The sequence below is a fragment of the Geomonas diazotrophica genome (assembly GCF_019063885.1).
Taxonomy (GTDB): domain Bacteria; phylum Desulfobacterota; class Desulfuromonadia; order Geobacterales; family Geobacteraceae; genus Geomonas; species Geomonas diazotrophica.
Genome location: NZ_CP077684.1, coordinates 227,158 through 243,688, shown reverse-complemented (window position 1 = coordinate 243,688; position 16,531 = coordinate 227,158). Strand labels below are relative to the sequence as shown.

Sequence of the window (16,531 nt, the reverse complement as noted above, 5' to 3'; positions counted from 1 at the left end):
TACCATCTCCGCCGTTTAAAGTCAAACCGGATCGACCCTCAGAGGCCGGACCTCAAATACCTGTGGCAGATGTAGCAAAGCTCGTCGCCATCCTTCACCAGGTGCGGCGCCGGCCGGGTCAGGTTATGGCAGGACAGGCAGGTGATCTTGCCGTCCTCCAGCTCGCAACCGGCCGCCAAGAGCTCGGACTCGGGCGCAAACTTGTCCTCTTTGCCGAGAGGGGGATAACCGCGCAGGACCGGATGGTGGTTGGAGTAGAGACAGTGATCGTCGAGACAGATGGAAACCGGTCGGGCGGAGTCTTTGGAGTGGCAAGCCATGCATTCGGCCATGGTGAGGATGCGGCTGGCACCGGTCTGATGGTATATGTTGGCTTCTCCCATCTCGAAGAAGAGCATGCCACCCAAGGCGGTAGCGATCAGTGCTTGCAGCCTTAAATGCACCGTCCCTGACTCGACCATAAGTCACCTATGTACTAGAGGTCATCAAACTCCGTATCTGACTGTTTTTTGTGGCATTGTGACATCAGACGGTAATTTTCAAGCTCACTGGCAAAGCATAGCACAGCGGCTATGACAGACAACGATGCCGCGATTATATTCGACTCATTGGGGCGCCCCGGCGCGCAGGGATGTCAAGAGAGGGAAAGGAAGCAGGCGGCAGGCATCCCTGGCGGGCAGGGGCACCTTTGTGAGCGCGCTCATTTTTACATTGACTGCCGCCGCGCGTCTGCTATAGTGAGCGCGTTCATTTTACTCGGAGAGCGGACGATGCGTATCAGCGAGCAGGCAAAACAGTTGTGCCGGGCCCGGATCCTGGAAAAGGCTGCCGAGCTCTTTGCCGCGCGCGGCTTCGACCAGACCACCACCCGCGACATCGCGCTCGCGGCCGGCGTCGCCGCCGGCACCATGTTCAACTACTTCCCCAGCAAGGAGACCATGGCCATGACCATGGTGAACGAGGCGCTGGCGCGGGGACGGGAGGAATTCCTGACCCGCCTGGAGGGGAGCGAGTCGCTGGAGGAGGAGCTGTTCCTGCTGATCGGCACCGAGCTGCGCCGCCTGCGCCCCCTGCGCCCCTTCCTGGGGCCGGTGCTGGAACGCTCCCTGAGCCCATTCCCGCGCAAAAGCGTCTGCCCCGAGGGAGAGACGGCGCGCCAGGAACACCTGGAGTGCGTGCGGCAGATCATGCAGCGGCACGGCTTCTCCGCTCCGCGCGAAGACGTCGCCGGCACCATCTACTGGTCGCTCTACCTCGGCATCCTCGCCTTCTGGACCGGCGACGATTCCGAGAACCAGGAGGCATCCCGGGCCCTCATCGATTACGCCATCAGGACCTTCGTGCAGATGATCTCGGGCAACGTGCAGGGAGGTCCCCATGCCCGCTGAGCGCCCGCAAAAGCATGGCATCGAGGGTCGGGCCTCGCTCCTTGACCTCATGCCGCAGCAGGAAGAGGCCGCACGGCGGCGCCTGGCGGAACTGGTCGAATCCGTCGCAGCCAGACGCCCCCCCACCACCTCCTTCTCCCGCCTCTGGATCCTCGGCTCGCTGCAGGCGAAGGTCACCTGCGCCTACCTCGCCTACTGGTTGCGCAGCCGCTGGGCCGACGCCGACGAGCGGGAGCGGCTGAAAAGCGAGACCCACCTGAAGGCGGCGCTCGAGCTTTTGGGGACCATGGGCTACCTGCGCGGGGCGGTGATGAAGCTGGGGCAGATGCTGGCCACCTTCCCGGATGCTCTCCCCGACGAGTTCGCAAGGCTTCTGCCGGCGCTCCATTTCGAGGCTCCCCCGATGCACTACGCCATGGTGCGCGAGGTGTTCCTGGACGAGTTCGGCAAGGAGCCGCACGAGCTCTTCGAGAGTTTCGAGCGGGAGGCCTTCGCCGCCGCGTCGCTCGGGCAGGTGCACCGCGCCCGCCTCCGTTCCGGGGAACTGGTGGCGGTGAAGATCCAGTACCCCGGTATCGCCCGCACCATCGAGGCGGACCTCAAGAACCTGCGGCTCCTCATGCAGCCGATGCGGCTGGGGGAGGACTGGGACAACGTCGTCGCGAAGCTGGCCGAGGTGGAAAGGGTGCTCCTCGCCGAGACCGACTACCTCGCCGAGGCGAGGTTCGCGCAGGAGGTGGGCAACTCCTTCACCCCGGAGGACGACATCGTCATCCCGCGGGTCTACCCCGACTACCCCACCCGCCGGGTGCTGACCACGGAACACCTGGAGGGGGTGCACCTGGAGGAGTTCCTGGCCGGCAACCCCTCCCAGGAACTGTGCGACCGCTACACCCACCTTTTGACCGTCGCCACGTTGCGCGCGCTGTACCGCACCCGCTGCCTCCTCGCCGACCCCAATCCCGGCAATTACATCTTCATGCCGGACGGGCGTCTGGGGCTGGTCGACTTCGGCTGCACGCGGCGGTTGACCGAGGAGGAGTGGCAGTTCCAGTGCGAGGTCGAGGAGGCGTTGCTGCGCCGGGACGAGGAGGAGATGGAGCGCCTCATCGTGAAGTCCTCGCTCTACGACTCGGCCGAGCAGATGGGGCGGGAGCGCCTGGAACTGATCGGGACGGTGATCCGCTGGCAGCTGGAACCGTGGCTTACGGACGGCCTGTTCGACTTCGGCGATCCCGACTTTTTCCGCCGCGGCATGGACGCCATGGTCGGGGTGACGCGCAAGGGGTTCATGCGCGGCATGCCGGTGCACATCTGGACCACGCGTTTCATCCTGGGGGCACGGGGCGTCGTATACCGCTTGAAGGGGCGCTGCGATTTCCAGGAGATCTACCGGCGGGAAAGCGGGCGCAACATGGTGGCAGAGTGAGCTGAGACCAGGGGATCGGGCAGGACGGCGCATGTCGCGATGCCCCCTCCCCCTCCGGGAGAGGGTCGGGGTGAGGGAGCGGATGTGGGGTTGGGCGAATGATTATTCGCCCCTACAGTTTCCCTGGCAGACCATTTTTCGTGAACCGAACACTGTAGGGGCGAAAAAATCTTTCGCCCCCTCCGAAGGAGGAACCAACCGTGCTGCAACTGAAAGACGTGGTGAAATCGTACGACGGCAAATCGACGGTGACGGCGCTTGCCGGCATCACCCTCACCATCGCCGCCGGCGAGATGGTGGCCATCATGGGGCCGTCGGGCTCGGGCAAGTCGACCCTTTTGAACCTGATGGGGGGACTCGACGTGCCGAGCTCCGGCGAGGTGCTGGTGGCAGGGACCGACCTCGCCAAACAGAATGAGAAGGGACGCTCCCTGTTCCGGCGCGACCACGTCTCCTACATCTTCCAGGCCTACCACCTGATGCCCACCCTGCGGGTCAGGCAGAACGTGGCGCTGCCGCTGCGGCTCGCCGGGGTCCCCGCGAAAGAGGCGGAGGCCAGGGTGGAGCGCGTGCTCGCCGAGGTCGGCCTGGAAAACCGCGCCGACCACCTCCCCGACGAGCTCTCCGGCGGCGAGCGCCAGCGCGTCGCCATCGCCCGCGCCCTGGTCACCGATGCGCCGCTGCTTCTGGCCGACGAGCCGACCGGCAACCTGGACAGCGCCCGCGGCAGGGAGATCCTCGCCCTGCTCCGCTCCATCCACGGCCGGCGCGGCACCACCATCGTCATGGTGACCCACGACCGGGAGGCCGCCTCGGCCTGCGACCGCCTGATCCGGCTGAGGGACGGCCGGGTCGAGGACGACGGAGCCGCCCCGGGAGGTGACCGATGAGGTTCCTGCTGCGCCACCTCTCCCTTTCCTACGCCCGGCGCCACCTGGCCAAGACCATCCTCACCCTCCTGGGGGTGGTGGTCGGCGTCACCACCTTCAGCTCGATCAAGACGGCGCAGGACGCGCTGGTGGTCGGCATCGGCTCGACGGTGGACCGGGTCGCGGGTAAGGCGCACCTGCAGGTGACCATGGAGGGGGGCGTACCCGAGGCCCTGCAGGAAAGGCTCAGGAACCTTCCCGGCATCCGGGCCACCTCCCCGGTGATCGAGCAGATCGTGGTGCCGAAAAAGGGGGAACTGGGAAGCCTGATGGTGATCGGCGTCGACCTTCTGGGCGACCGCGAGATGCGCGACTACGGCTTCGAGGGGGACGACGCCGACCTGGACGACCCGCTTCTTTTCCTGGCCCAGCCCGATTCCGCCCTCTTCACCCGCGAGTTCGCCAAGCGCGCCGGGCTCGCCACCGGCACCTCCCTCGCGGTCAAGGTCCCAAGCGGCGTGAGAAAGGTGACCGCGCGCGGCCTGATGAGCCCCAAGGGGTTCGCCCAGGCCTTCGGCGGCAACCTCATGGTGGTGGACGTCTACGCAGCCCAGGAGCTCTTCGGCAGGGGGCGGCGCTTCGACCGGATCGACGTGCGGCTCCAGGACGGTGTCAGCGTCGCCCAGGGGATCGAGCTGCTGCAAAAGGCGCTCGGCCCGGCCTACCGCGTGGAGACACCGGCGCGGCGCGGCGAGCAGATGGAGCGCCTGGTGGCGAACTTCACCGCCGGCTTCAACGTCTCCAGCGCCTTCGCACTCTCCATCGGCATCTTCCTCATCTTCAACGCCTTCAACGTCTCGGTGAACCGGCGGCGCCGCGACATCGGCACCCTGCGCGCCCTGGGGGCCACGCCGCGGCAGGTGCAGCTACTGTTCCTGGCCGAAGCTCTCATCATCGGCCTGCTCGGCGGCGCGCTCGGCTGCCTGGCCGGGACCGCATTTTCCCAGGCGCTCCTGGTGAGCATGGGGCAGAGCACCGAGATGGTGTACGGCATCTCCGGTTCCGGCATCGTGCACCTCACCCCCGCCATCATGCTGCAGTCCATGCTGCTCGGCCTCGTCGCCTCGCTGGTCGGCGCCTGGGGGCCTGCCCTCTCCGCCTCGCGCATCTCGCCCACCGAGGCCTTCGCCAAGGGCGCCTTCCAGGCCAAGGCGCAGCGCCGGGTGGGACCGAGAATCGCCACGGGTGCGGCCCTCGTCGCCTGCGCCGCGGCGCTCGCCCTGAGCAGCGCGGTCCAGGGGAACGCGCTGGTGCTCTGCGTGCTCCTCTTGGGGGGGATCGGGCTCGTGCTCCTGATCGGCCCCCTCTCCCGCGCCGTGCTGCTCGCCCTCGGCCCGCTGCTCACCCGCCTGTTCCCCTCGGCCGGCCCGCTCTCCTCGGACGCGCTGCTGGGCAACCCGCGCCGCAGCTCCGGCACCATCATGGCCATGGCGCTCTCGCTCACCTTCGTACTGGGGCTTGGGGGGTACATGGGCTCCACCAGGCTCACCATCGAGCGCTGGATGGACGACATCCTCACCTGCGACCTTTTCGTGCGCGCCTCGGCCAACTTCTCCCGTCCCGACTTCCTCTACCCCGGCGCGGTGAAGGGCGAGATCCTCGCGCTTCCGGGGGTGCGCACCGTGGAGAGCTACCGGGCCATCCGGCCGCAGTTCCGCGACAGGCAGATCCTGGTCGGCTCCGTGGAGATGGACACGCTGATGCAGAGGGTGCGCTACGACTTCGCCCAGGGGGACCGCGACTCCATGCGCGAGGGGCTCATCAACAAGGAGATGTGCGCAGTCACCGAGAACTTCCGCGACCGCTTCGGTCTAGGCGTCGGCGACAAGGTGCCGCTCAACACGCCGGGAGGGATGGTGGAGTTCCCGATCGCCGCCGTGATCCGCGACTACTCGTCGGACCAGGGGGCCGTGTTCCTGGACCGCAAGGTATTCCTCAGGCACTGGCAGGACGACCGGGTCGACATCTACGACGTCTCGGTGAAGCCGGGGACCGACCCCGGCCGCGTGCGCGACGCCATCCGCGCCAAGCTCTCCGGCAGGTACCCCGCGCTCATCTCGACCCAGCGCGAGTTCAAGGACGAGATCGGCAAGGCCATCGACGCCTTCTACGCGGTCATGCGCATCACCGTGTTGCTCGCGCTCGGGGTCGCCTTCCTCGGCATCGTCACTTCGCTCCTCATCTCGGTGGCGGAGCGGACCCGGGAGATCGGGATACTGAAGGCGCTCGGAGCGCTCCCCGGACAGATCGCCCGCAGCGTCGTGCTTGAGGCCCTGGTGCTCGCCCTGGTGGGGCTCATGCTCGCCCTTCCCGCGGGGAACCTGTTCGCTTCCTTCATGGAGGGGCCGGTGGCCAGGGCGTTCACCGGCTGGGCCATGCCGCACCACTACCCCTGGGAGGTGCTGGGGCAGCTGCTCGTTGCCCTCCCCTTGGTCTCCTTCCTCGCCGCCGGCATCCCGGCGCGGCAGGCGGCCGGGGTCAAGGTGACCGAGGCGATCGAGTACGAGTAGAGCCCGCATCCTCCCTCTCCCCCCGGGAGAGGGGCGGGGTGAGGGCGCCGGCAGTAGCAACCAGCTTGCCCGTGGCAGCACCCTCACCCGGCCTGCGGCCACCCTCTCCCGGAGGGCGAGGGGGTGGCCCCCCTCCCGCAAGGGGAGAGGGGGACCGGTCGGTAACCATTGCACATGCATGTAACGGAGGTATTCACCATGATCCGAATTCTACTGAAACCGCTGCAATTCCTTCTCGCAGCCGCCCTGCTCCTGCCGGTTACTTCCGCCCCCGCCCTCGCCGCCCCCGACGCACGCGCGCTTTTGAAGGAATCCGAGAACCGGCACCGCACCAAGACCCAGCAGTACTCGGGCGACCTCACCGTGGTGAACAAGGAGGGGAAAGTCCGCAAAAAAGGGTGGAACAGCTACCGCCAGGGGTACGCGGGCGACTCGAAAAACCTGATCCGGTTCACCGATCCTCCCGAGGTGAAGGGGGTGGGCTTTCTCTCCCTGCCGCGGCCCGGCTCGGAGAACCCCGACCAGTGGCTCTACCTCCCCTCCATGAAGCGTGAGCGGCGCATAGCGCCCCAGGACCGGGACGCCTCCTTCGTCGGCACGGACTTCAACTACGAGGACATGGAGGAGTTCGACCACGAGAAGTACAAGGTCTCGCTGCAGGGTGAGGAAACGCTCGACGGGCAGCCCTGCTGGGTGATCGCCGCCATCCCGCTGGAAAAGGGGAGCAGGTCGATCTACCAGAAGCTGACCCTCTACCTGAGAAAGGACATCCTCTACCTGGTGCGCGAGGACCTGGTCCGGAAGGGTGAGAAGGAGCCGGCCAAGCGCCTGATCCTCTCGGACATCAAGAACGTCGAGGGGCACTACGTCGCCGCGCGCATGGAGATGACCGACCTGAAGAAGGGGAGCCACACCACGGTGACGCTGAAGCAGATCTCCTTCAACCGTCCCCAGCCCGCCAGCCGCTTCACGCTGCAGAACCTGACCCGCGAGGGGGGCGATTGACAACCCGGCTTCTGATCCTTTTTCTGCTCCTCTTCCCCTGCTCCGCCTTCGCAGAGGGGTTCTCAGGCTACGCCGAGGTGAAGGGCTTCGCCTATGGCGAGCGCTTCGCGGGCGAACCCCGCGGCGCCGGGTGGGGCACGCTCTACGGCAAGTGGGAACAACGCCTCGACCAGAGCCAGTTCACCTCCTCCCTGCGCGCCGAGTGGCTCACCTCCCCGCAGACGAGCCCGCTGGTCTTCGACCCGGCGGACCGCAGGCTCAGGCGCCCGCCGCTCTCGGTCCCGGAGCTCTGGCTGCGCATCCCGCTCGCCCCGTCGCACGATCTGGAGTTCGGGCGCTTCCAGCTCGGCTGGGGCAAGACCGACGGCTACTCCCCCGCCGACGCCTTCCTCCCCCGTGACGTCACCGACCCCTTCGCCGACGAAAAGCTGCCTCTTTGGGCCGTCCGCCTGAGCGGCCAGGAGGATAACCTGCGCTACCAGGCCGTGCTGGTGCCGGTAACGACGCCCTGGCGCCTCCCCCCTCTGGGAAGCCGCAACGCCCCCATCGCCCCGGGCGCGCTCCCCCAGGGAACCAGGTTCTACGAGAAGGACGATGAACCACCGCTCCCCGGATTCGCCGCCCTGCGCCTTTTGGCCACCCACGGCGACTGGGACCTCGGCGTCTGGGGAAGAAGCGGGGTGCGTCCGGCGCCCATCCTCGAATTCTCCCTCGACCCGGCGCTGCAGAGCGGGGCGGCCCCGGTGATCTCGGTCGGGCGGCGCTACCCGCGCGAGCACGGCGTCGGGGTAGAGGTGTCGCGGGTGGCCGGCCCCTACGTCCTGCGCGGCGAGGCGGCCGCCCTCTTCTCGGCGGACCGGGAGCTTGGTGACGCGCTCATCGGGACCCTGAGCGTCGAGCGCGGCTTCGGGGACGGGACGCTCCTGGTCACCCTGGCCGGCAACGCCATCGATCCGCCGGTCGATCCGACGCTCCTCTTCGACCGCGGCCTCCTCCCCGCCCTGATCGTCGCCTGGAACCGGACCGAGGAGTGGGGCGCCTGGAAGCTGGTCTGGGACTGCGGCCTGAAAAGGGGCGATGGCCTCTTGAAGGGAGAGGTCGGCTACAACCTCACCGACACCTGGAAGGTCACCGTGGGGGGCGATCTCCCCTACGGCTCGGAGCAGGGTCCGCTGGGCGCGCTGCACGGCGCGCGGCGCCTCGTGGCGGCGCTACGCCGCAGCTGGTAGCCTCCCGCCGCGGGTACGTATACGCGCCCGCAACCCTTTGCACGGTATACGTTTTAGACACCACCCCGCCTTTACGCTACCATCGTAAACCTCTTCGGCAGTCTGCCACGGCCGAACCGCCAGTGCGCCGGACACCCCACCTGCCGAAGCCGGGAGAACGATGGCTTCAATCAGTTCCGAGACCATTTCGGGCATACGCCTTTTCAGCGGCCTCAACGAGGAGGAGCTGCAGCGCATCGCGCGGCGCCTGGAGCTGCGCGATTTCGCCGCCGGCGACGTGATCCTGGCCAGGCACGAGCCGGCGCAGGAGCTCTACGTGATCCTCTCCGGGAGGATCAGGGTCGAACTCCTGGACCGCTCCGGACAGATCCTCAACCTCACCGAACTCGGCATCGGCAACGTGATCGGCGAACGCGCCATCCTGACCGACGAGAAGCGCTCCGCCGACGTGCGCGCCATCACCGAGGTCCAGGCCGCCCGGCTCACCCGGGAGCATTTCGAGGAACTGCTGGAGGCCATGCCCCTTCTCTACGCCAACCTGAGCCGCATCCTGGCGGCGCAGCTAGGCTCGTGGGCGCACCGCCACCAGCGCGAGGAGAGCGAGCACCGCGAGGTGATCACCAACATCATCGGCTGGCAGCTCCTCCCGGAATTCGGCGAGTTTCCCGGCACCTCTCCCTGGGTGCGCCTTTTGAACCAGCGCCTGCAGCACCTGGCCGACACCAGGAGCCACGTCCTCATCCTCGGGGAGCCGGGGACCTGGAAGGACCTCGCCGCCCGCCTGATCCATTTCCACAGCACCGGGGACCGACCGGTCCTCTTCCTCGACTGTGCCGCCCCTCCGCCGGTGATGGGGGAGGAATGCTCCGCCAGCGACTCCGCGCAGCAGAACTCGCTCCTTCTCGGGCTCGCCCAGGAGGCGGCCCTGTTCGGCCACGCCCCCGAGGGCGCCATGTACGCACGCCGGGTCAGGCGCGGCATGATCGAGCTCGCCGCCGGCGGGGACATCATCCTCAGGAACATCGACTGCCTCTCCGGCGCCGTGCAGGATGAGCTGGTCGATTTCATGGAGAACGGCCATTTCACCCGCCGCGGGGAGACGAAGCTCAGGAGCGCCCAGGTGCGCATCATCGCCACCTGCGGCAAGCCCCTGCAGCCGCTGGTCGACAGCGGCAAGTTCAACGCGGTGCTGTTCAAGAAGCTCTCCGGGGAGACCCTGGAGCTCGTGCCGCTCAGGGAGCGCAAGAAGGACATCCCGGTCATCGCCAGGAGCCTCTTGAAGTCCCTGAACGCGAAGCACCACAAGCAGGTGCGCCGCCTCTCCCAGGACGCCCTGAACCGCCTGGTGGACCACGACTGGCCCCTTAACGCCAGCGAACTGTACCAGGTCGTCTCCCGGGCCGTCGTGGTCTGCAACGATGACGAGATCCAGCCCGAGCACATCTCGCTGCAGGGGCACCCCTTCGGCGACGGACGCTTCAACCTGCTCACCCTCCCGGCGGTGGAGAACCTGGCCAGGAACCCGCGCTTCCCGCGCCTTTTGCGCTGGCTCACCGTGCCGCTCTTCCTCGCGGTCACGCTCTACACCCTGTTCGGCCCGCGCCAGCACAACGCGGCCAACCTCGTCGCCTGGACCATCGGCTGGCCGGCGCTTTTGGTCACCGCCTTCCTGTTCGCCCGCGGCTGGTGCAGTTTCTGCCCCATGGAGGCGATCGGCGAGTACCTCGGGGTCTCCAGCCGCGTGGTGCGCGACCCCGCCCCCTGGCTGCGCCGCTGGGGGCCGTCGCTCTCCTTCGCCGCGCTGGTGGCGATCCTCCTTTTGGAGCAGGCGACCGGCATGTTCAGCTACGCGGGGGCCACCGGCGTGCTCCTCTCGGGGATCCTCTGCGCCACGGTAAGCGCGGACCTGGTGATCGGCCGCCGGGGGTGGTGCAAGTTCCTGTGCCCCCTGGGGCGGATCGTGAGCCTCGTCTCGCGCATCTCTCCGCTTGAGATGCACAGCAACCACAACGTCTGCCTGAGCCGCTGCCGCGTCGACGACTGCATCAAGGAGAAGGGGTGCCCGATGGGGCTGCACCCCTCGGGCGTCGACAGCTCGGATCATTGCGTGCTCTGCCTGAACTGCGTCAGGAGCTGCCCGCACCGCTCCATGCAGCTCGACCTGAGAAACCCTACCTGGGGGGGCTTCAACCGGGCCCGGCGCGGCTTCCGCGAGGCGCTCTTCAGCACCACCCTGGTCGGCGTGGTGATCGCCGCCAAGGGAACACCGCTCCTGGCCGGCCGCCCCCCGGAGATCTTCACGCGCACCCTCTGGAGCGTGAACGACTACCTGCTGGCCCTGGCCATCGTGGCAGGCTTCACCCTCCTCGCCGCCCTCGCCTCCGCGGCGGTGCGCGGCACCTGCTGGCGCTCGGTCTTCACCACCAGCGGCCTCGCCTACCTGCCGCTGGCGGTGGCCGGCCTGTTCATGATCTTCTTTCGGGCCCTCGTGGAGGGGGGCGCCGGGATCGTCCCGCTCCTCGTGGAGGCACTGAGGCTTGAGAACCTCCTGGACGCGGCGGCGCTCACCCCGGAGCTTGGGACGCTGCGCCTGCTCATCTACCCCTTGCTTTTGCTCGCCGCCGTCTTCTCCTGGGTCATCCTGGGCAAACTGCAGCGTCAGGACGGCCTTCCCCCCCGGGCGCTGATCGGGCACCGCCTGCTCATCCTGGCGGCCGCGGTCATCTTCATGGCTATCCTGTAAAGCGATAGTGTGAGATAATTCAAGTAACAGCCGCACGCCATGTCACAGGGTGCCCGGACGTCCGGCATCTCCTTGACACAGGCGGTGGGGGTGTTACTACTTATGCGGGACATCTCACTACCGGCAAGGACACCACAGACAAGGAGGCGCACGATGAAGAGGATTGCTTTGATTGTCATGGCAGGGTTCCTGGCAATGGGCAGCGTACCGACTTTCGCCGCTGACATGGGCGCGAAAGACGAATGCCTGCTCATCTCGAAAAACTGCAAAAACGAAGTAGACAGCATCCAGCAGAAGATCGCGAAACTGCAGGGCGAGATCAACAAGGGGAGCAGGGTCTACACCGCGGACGAGCTGAAAAAACTCCACGACAAGCTGAAAGAGGCCAACGACGTCCTCGACGAACTGAACAAGCCCGGCCACTAGTCCCCCCTCCAGGTACCGCTTCATTTCGACACCACAAAGGCCATCGTGACACTCACGATGGCCTTTGGCGTTTCCCCCTTTCCCGGCTACTTTTTGCTTGCCACCTGTACCCAAAACTGCTACAAATTTTTGGCCAGGGTGCGGAAGGCCCTTCCCGTTCTGGCAACAAACGCATAGCAGCACGGAATTCCTCGTTAAGATGAGGCGTTTGCACAAACACAGGCTACTGCCCGGAAACGTCGAAAGACGCCAATGGGTAGACCAGGTATTGCCGGATTAAGGCTTTACTTAAGGTAGCTGGTCCCTGCGACCTACGTTGTGCACTGCCGAAAACCTACGAGTGGGGAATCGCAGGCAGACGTTCAGGCCCGGGTTCTCCCGTGGCCTTTTTTCGTATTTTCACGTCGGACAGAAAAGGTGGTGGTTCTACAAATTGGACAGTCATAGTAGCGAATATCCGTTACCCATCCCGTTCCCGCGGCGATAGCCTCCTGCAAAGCCTTCCTCCTTCCCTGTCTGCTTTGCTCCGCCGTCCGCCACCAAGGAACGGGGCTTGATGAAGCAGCGGGGAGTTCGTAGTACACTCCCATCTCAGTGCAATAACTCACCGGTTTACGCATCGGCGCAGTGCACCTGCCCGTTTGCGCTCGGGTCGAGGTGCGGGCATGCCTTTTGAGCCCCCCCTCCCGGACCGTTTTGCCGTCGTCCCTTCCGGAGACCGACGCGAGGTCGTGGTCCGCCTTACGGGCGGCCGCACAGCAGCACAGCAGTTGATAGGAGAAGGCAGGATGTTCATCGTTTCCAATATAACCACAGGGCGCTCCGGGAAGCAGCACCCGGCCCAGCGCTCCGCAGCGCAGAAAACGGCGGCCCAGGGCGAAAACGAGCGCCGCCTGGTCGAGATCTGCTCCATGTCGGTGCGCGATGCACTCAAGGAGCTCGACACCAAGGCGAAGGAGGGGCTCACCACCGAGGAGGCCGAAAAGCGCCTCGACGAGTACGGCGCCAACGAGCTGGCCCACGCCAAGCGCCTGGGGGTCCTGGCCGACCTCCTGGAGCGCTGCAAGAGCCCGCTCGTCGTACAGCTCCTGGTGATCGCCGTCATCTCCGGCATCGTCGGGGAGACCAAGTCCGCCATCATCGTCGGCGCCATGATCATATTGAGCGTCGGGCTCTCCTTCATCCTGGACCGCCGCTCCGGCCAGGCGGTCGAGGCCCTGGGCAAGCGGGTGCAGTCCCGTACCCTGGTGCTCAGGGATGGCGAGGAGACCGAGATCCGGATCTCGGACGTGGTCCCGGGGGACGTGGTGCTCCTCATGGCGGGGTCCATCATCCCGGCGGACGTACGGCTTCTCTCCGCCAAGGACTTCTTCGTCAGCCAGTCGGCCCTCACCGGCGAGTCGATGCCGGTGGAGAAGAGCGCGCTGCCGGAGAAGGAGCATGAGGCCGGCCTTTCCGCCTGGGAACTCCCCAACGCCTGCTACTTGGGCTCCAGCGTGAACAGCGGCTCGGCCCGCGCCGTCGTGGTCAATACCGGCGTGCGCACCCTGTTCGGCTCCATCTCCGCGTCGCTTGCCGAAAAGGCCGAGGAGACCAGTTTCGACAAGGGGACCCGCTCCTTCACCTGGCTCATGATCCGCTTCATGCTGGTGATGACCTCCGCCGTCTTCCTGATCGTCGGCATGACCAAGGGGAACTGGGTCGACGCCCTCCTCTTCGGTCTCTCCATCGCCGTCGGCCTCACCCCCGAGATGCTCCCGATGATCGTGACGGTGAACCTCGCCAAGGGGGCCCTCACCATGGCGGCCAAGAAGGTGATCATCAAGAGGCTCCCCTCCATCCAGAACTTCGGGGCCATCGACATCCTCTGCACCGACAAGACCGGCACCCTCACCCAGGACAAGGTCGTCCTGGAGAAGTACGTGGACCTCACCGGCCGCACCAGCGAGGACGTCCTCACCTACGCCTACCTGAACAGCCACTACCAGACCGGCTTAAGGAACCTGATCGACCGCGCCATCCTGGACCACACCGACATGAACGTCCAGCTCTGCCGCCTGGTGGACGAGCTCCCCTTCGACTTCCAGCGCCGGCGCATGTCGGTGGTGGTGGACTTCGAGGAGGACCACGTGCTGATCTGCAAGGGGGCGGTGGAGGAGATCTACGAGTGCTGCAGCCACTACCAGATCGGCGAGGAGGTCTACCCCCTCTTCGACATGATCCGGGACAACCTCTTCGAGGAGGTGGAACGGCACAACCGCGACGGCTTCCGCGTGCTCGCCATCGCCTACCGCGAATTCCCGCGCCAGAAGACCCAGTTCGAGGTGAAGGACGAGTCGCAGATGATCCTTTTGGGCTTCATCGCCTTCTTCGACCCCCCCAAGGCGCAGGCCAGCGAGGCGCTGGGCCTTTTGCAGGAAGCGGGGGTGCGGGTCAAGGTGCTCACCGGCGACAACGGCCTGGTAACCCAGAGGGTCTGCACCAACGTCGGCCTGAAGGCGGAGCGGATGCTGACCGGCGCCGAGCTCTCCCGTGTCACCCCCGAGGATTTCGCCGCCATCGTGCAGGAAGTGGACATCTTCGTGAAGCTCAGCCCCGCGCAGAAGGAGCAGATCGTGCGCAGCCTGCGCGCCAGCGGCCACGTGGTCGGTTTCCTGGGGGACGGCATCAACGACGCCCCGGCGCTGAAGGCGGCCGACGTGGGGATCTCGGTCGACTCCGGGGTCGACGTCGCCAAGGAGACCGCCGACATCGTGCTCCTGGAGAAGAGCCTCCTGGTCCTCGAAGAGGGAATCATGGAGGGGCGCCGCGTCTTCGCGAACATCGTCAAGTACATCAGGATGGGGGCCTCCTCCAACTTCGGCAACATGTTCTCCGTGATGGGGGCGAGCTACCTGCTCCCCTTCCTCCCCATGCAGCCGGTGCAGATCCTGACCAACAACCTGCTCTACGACTTCTCGCAGACCGGGATCCCGACCGACCGCGTCGACCCGGAACTGATTGCCAAGCCGCTCAAGTGGAACATCGAGAACATCAAGCGCTTCATGTTCTGCGTCGGCCCGATCAGCTCGCTCTTCGACTACGCGACCTTCGCCCTCATGTGGTATGTTTTCGGCTGCGCCGCCTACAACGCCCCGGGCGTCAGCGCCCTGCAGCAGGAAGGGTTCGCAAAGCTGTTCCAGACCGGGTGGTTCGTGGAGTCGCTTTTGACCCAGACCCTGATCGTGCACATCATCAGGACCCGGCGCATCCCGTTCATCGGCAGTTGCGCATCGCTCCCGATGACCCTGACCACCCTTGGCATCATGGGCATCGGCGCCTGGCTCCCCTACTCTCCCTTCGCCGGCGCGCTCAACCTGGTGCCGCTGCCCCCGGTCTACTGGATCTGGATCATCGGGTTCCTGTTGACCTACTCGGTAATGACCCACTTCGTGAAGACCTGGTTCTTCAACCGCTTTGGAGGTGACTGATGGATAGCTTGCTCGACGCACTACAGGAAGGACGTCTTCTCGAGATACCGGACGACTACGACAAGGAGGATGCGCTGCGCTTTCTGGCCCACATCCTCGAGGCCGTGCCGTCGCTGCCGCCGGACACCGACGTAGCGGGGCTGATCCTCGCCAAAGAAGGGGCCTCGAAGACCGCCCTGGGCAAAGGGTGGGCCTGCCCGGACGCCCGGGTCCCCTTTGACGAGGATCTGATCTGCGTCGTCGGATGGAGCCCGAGGGGGATCGACTACGGTAGCCCGGACGGCAAGGCGGTCAAGGTGATCGCCATGTACCTCGTGCCGGAAAACCAGCGCAGCAACTACCTGCGCGAGGTTTCCCTCCTTGCCAAGGCGCTGGAGATCTACCCGGAAATCGAACGGCTGAACGCCGCCGACAGCCTCAATGACATCCGCGACCACCTGCTCGACCTGATCAGCACCACCAAGGGGACCGTGGGACCCGATTCCCGCGCCAGGATGATCCGCCTGCAGGGGAAGGTGGCCGCCGTGGAGCCCGCCCCTTACGATCTCGCGAACCTCATCGTCGAGCCCATCACCATCATAGTGGGGACCGGGTTGAAGACGGTCGTGCTCGGCCATGACCACGCCCTCGTGGAGCTCCTGGAAGGGCTCCCGGGCCTCTCCGACGAGGTGACCACGCACAGCTCGTTCAACACCGGGGGGTGGCGCATCGTGAAACGGAAGGAGGCCTCCTTCACCGGGGAGCGCCTCCTCGTCGACTGCCTCGCCCTGCGGACCCAGGGAGGGAAATGAAGGAGGATCTTTCATGTCAGAGCTGAACGATCTCAAGGAGCGGCTGGACTCGTCCGAAGCCAGAAACTCCCTCAACAACGCGGTGGCCATAGCGGTCGCGCTCATCTCGGTGTTCATGGCCGTCTGCAAGGTGAAGGATGACAACATCGTGCAGGCGATGCTGCAGGCGAAATCGGACCAGGTGGACACCTGGAACGAGTACCAGGCCAAGAAACTGAAACAGCACCTGGCCGAGCTGGGCCTGAACCAGGTCGCCGCCCTGGAATCCATGGCGCCGGGGAGGGTGTCGGCTCCCCTGGCCGCCCAGCAGAAGCAGTACAGCGACAGCATCGCCCGCTACAAGGTCGAGGAAGCAAAGCTGGCCGAAAAGGCGAACGGCCTTGGGAAGCAGTACGACGACCTCAACTACCGTGACGACCAGTTCGACCTCTCCGACGCCACGCTGGCGGTCTCGCTGGCCATGCTGGCGATCACCTCGCTCACCGGGAAAAGAAAGCTCCTCTACCTGGCGCTCGCGTTCGCCGGTTTCGGCGTCCTGATGGGGGTGGCGGGCCTGGTCGGCCTCGCCCTGCACCCGACCGCCCTGGTGAAGGCGCTCACCTAGCCCTGCC

At 66.1% G+C, this 16,531-nt stretch carries 12 protein-coding genes and 1 riboswitch; of the genes, 11 read left to right on the top strand and 1 reads right to left on the bottom strand.

The window, feature by feature from the left end; translation table 11 throughout:
- Nucleotides 1-38: 38 nt before the first annotated feature.
- Nucleotides 39-461 carry a cytochrome c3 family protein gene (locus KP003_RS01065; protein WP_216499148.1) on the bottom strand — a complete coding sequence of 141 codons (423 nt, stop codon included), beginning with the start codon at nt 459-461 and terminating at the stop codon, nt 39-41.
- A 309-nt stretch (nt 462-770) separates the two neighbouring features.
- Here KP003_RS01065 and KP003_RS01060 point away from each other — a divergent pair, with 309 nt between their 5' ends.
- The 11 genes from KP003_RS01060 to KP003_RS01010 all read left to right on the top strand — a co-directional run bounded on the left by KP003_RS01060 (nt 771) and on the right by KP003_RS01010 (nt 16,524).
- Entirely contained in the window at nt 771-1,388 is a 618-nt protein-coding gene (locus tag KP003_RS01060) for a TetR/AcrR family transcriptional regulator (RefSeq protein WP_216499149.1), read from the top strand.
- Complete coding sequence (locus tag KP003_RS01055) at nt 1,378-2,817, top strand: ABC1 kinase family protein (protein WP_217300230.1); 1,440 nt, start codon at nt 1,378-1,380, stop codon at nt 2,815-2,817. Before KP003_RS01060 ends, KP003_RS01055 begins: the two co-directional genes overlap by 11 nt.
- Before the next feature lie 200 nt (nt 2,818-3,017).
- Nucleotides 3,018-3,707 carry an ABC transporter ATP-binding protein gene (locus KP003_RS01050; protein ID WP_216790227.1) on the top strand — a complete coding sequence of 230 codons (690 nt, stop codon included), beginning with the start codon at nt 3,018-3,020 and terminating at the stop codon, nt 3,705-3,707.
- Nucleotides 3,704-6,256, top strand: a complete 2,553-nt coding sequence (locus tag KP003_RS21445) for an ABC transporter permease (protein ID WP_216790225.1) — start codon at nt 3,704-3,706, stop codon at nt 6,254-6,256. Before KP003_RS01050 ends, KP003_RS21445 begins: the two co-directional genes overlap by 4 nt.
- Before the next feature lie 198 nt (nt 6,257-6,454).
- Nucleotides 6,455-7,261, top strand: coding sequence for an outer membrane lipoprotein-sorting protein (locus KP003_RS01040; protein WP_216499153.1), 807 nt, complete (start codon nt 6,455-6,457; stop codon nt 7,259-7,261).
- On the top strand, nt 7,258-8,490 hold the full coding sequence (locus KP003_RS01035; protein WP_216790223.1) for a hypothetical protein: 1,233 nt from the start codon (nt 7,258-7,260) through the stop codon (nt 8,488-8,490). Before KP003_RS01040 ends, KP003_RS01035 begins: the two co-directional genes overlap by 4 nt.
- Before the next feature lie 160 nt (nt 8,491-8,650).
- Nucleotides 8,651-11,233, top strand: a complete 2,583-nt coding sequence (locus tag KP003_RS01030) for a sigma 54-interacting transcriptional regulator (RefSeq protein ID WP_216790221.1) — start codon at nt 8,651-8,653, stop codon at nt 11,231-11,233.
- A gap of 153 nt (nt 11,234-11,386) precedes the next feature.
- Entirely contained in the window at nt 11,387-11,659 is a 273-nt protein-coding gene (locus KP003_RS01025) for a hypothetical protein (RefSeq protein WP_216499156.1), read from the top strand.
- A gap of 183 nt (nt 11,660-11,842) precedes the next feature.
- A riboswitch (M-box (ykoK) riboswitch) is annotated at nt 11,843-12,011 on the top strand.
- A gap of 436 nt (nt 12,012-12,447) precedes the next feature.
- Nucleotides 12,448-15,129, top strand: coding sequence for a magnesium-translocating P-type ATPase (gene mgtA / locus KP003_RS01020; RefSeq protein WP_216499157.1), 2,682 nt, complete (start codon nt 12,448-12,450; stop codon nt 15,127-15,129).
- Nucleotides 15,129-15,920 (top strand): PTS sugar transporter subunit IIA, encoded by a 792-nt coding sequence (locus KP003_RS01015; RefSeq protein WP_216790220.1) that lies wholly within the window; start codon nt 15,129-15,131, stop codon nt 15,918-15,920. Before mgtA ends, KP003_RS01015 begins: the two co-directional genes overlap by 1 nt.
- Before the next feature lie 13 nt (nt 15,921-15,933).
- Entirely contained in the window at nt 15,934-16,524 is a 591-nt protein-coding gene (locus KP003_RS01010; RefSeq protein WP_216499159.1) for a DUF4337 domain-containing protein, read from the top strand.
- The last annotated feature ends 7 nt before the right edge of the window (nt 16,525-16,531 follow it).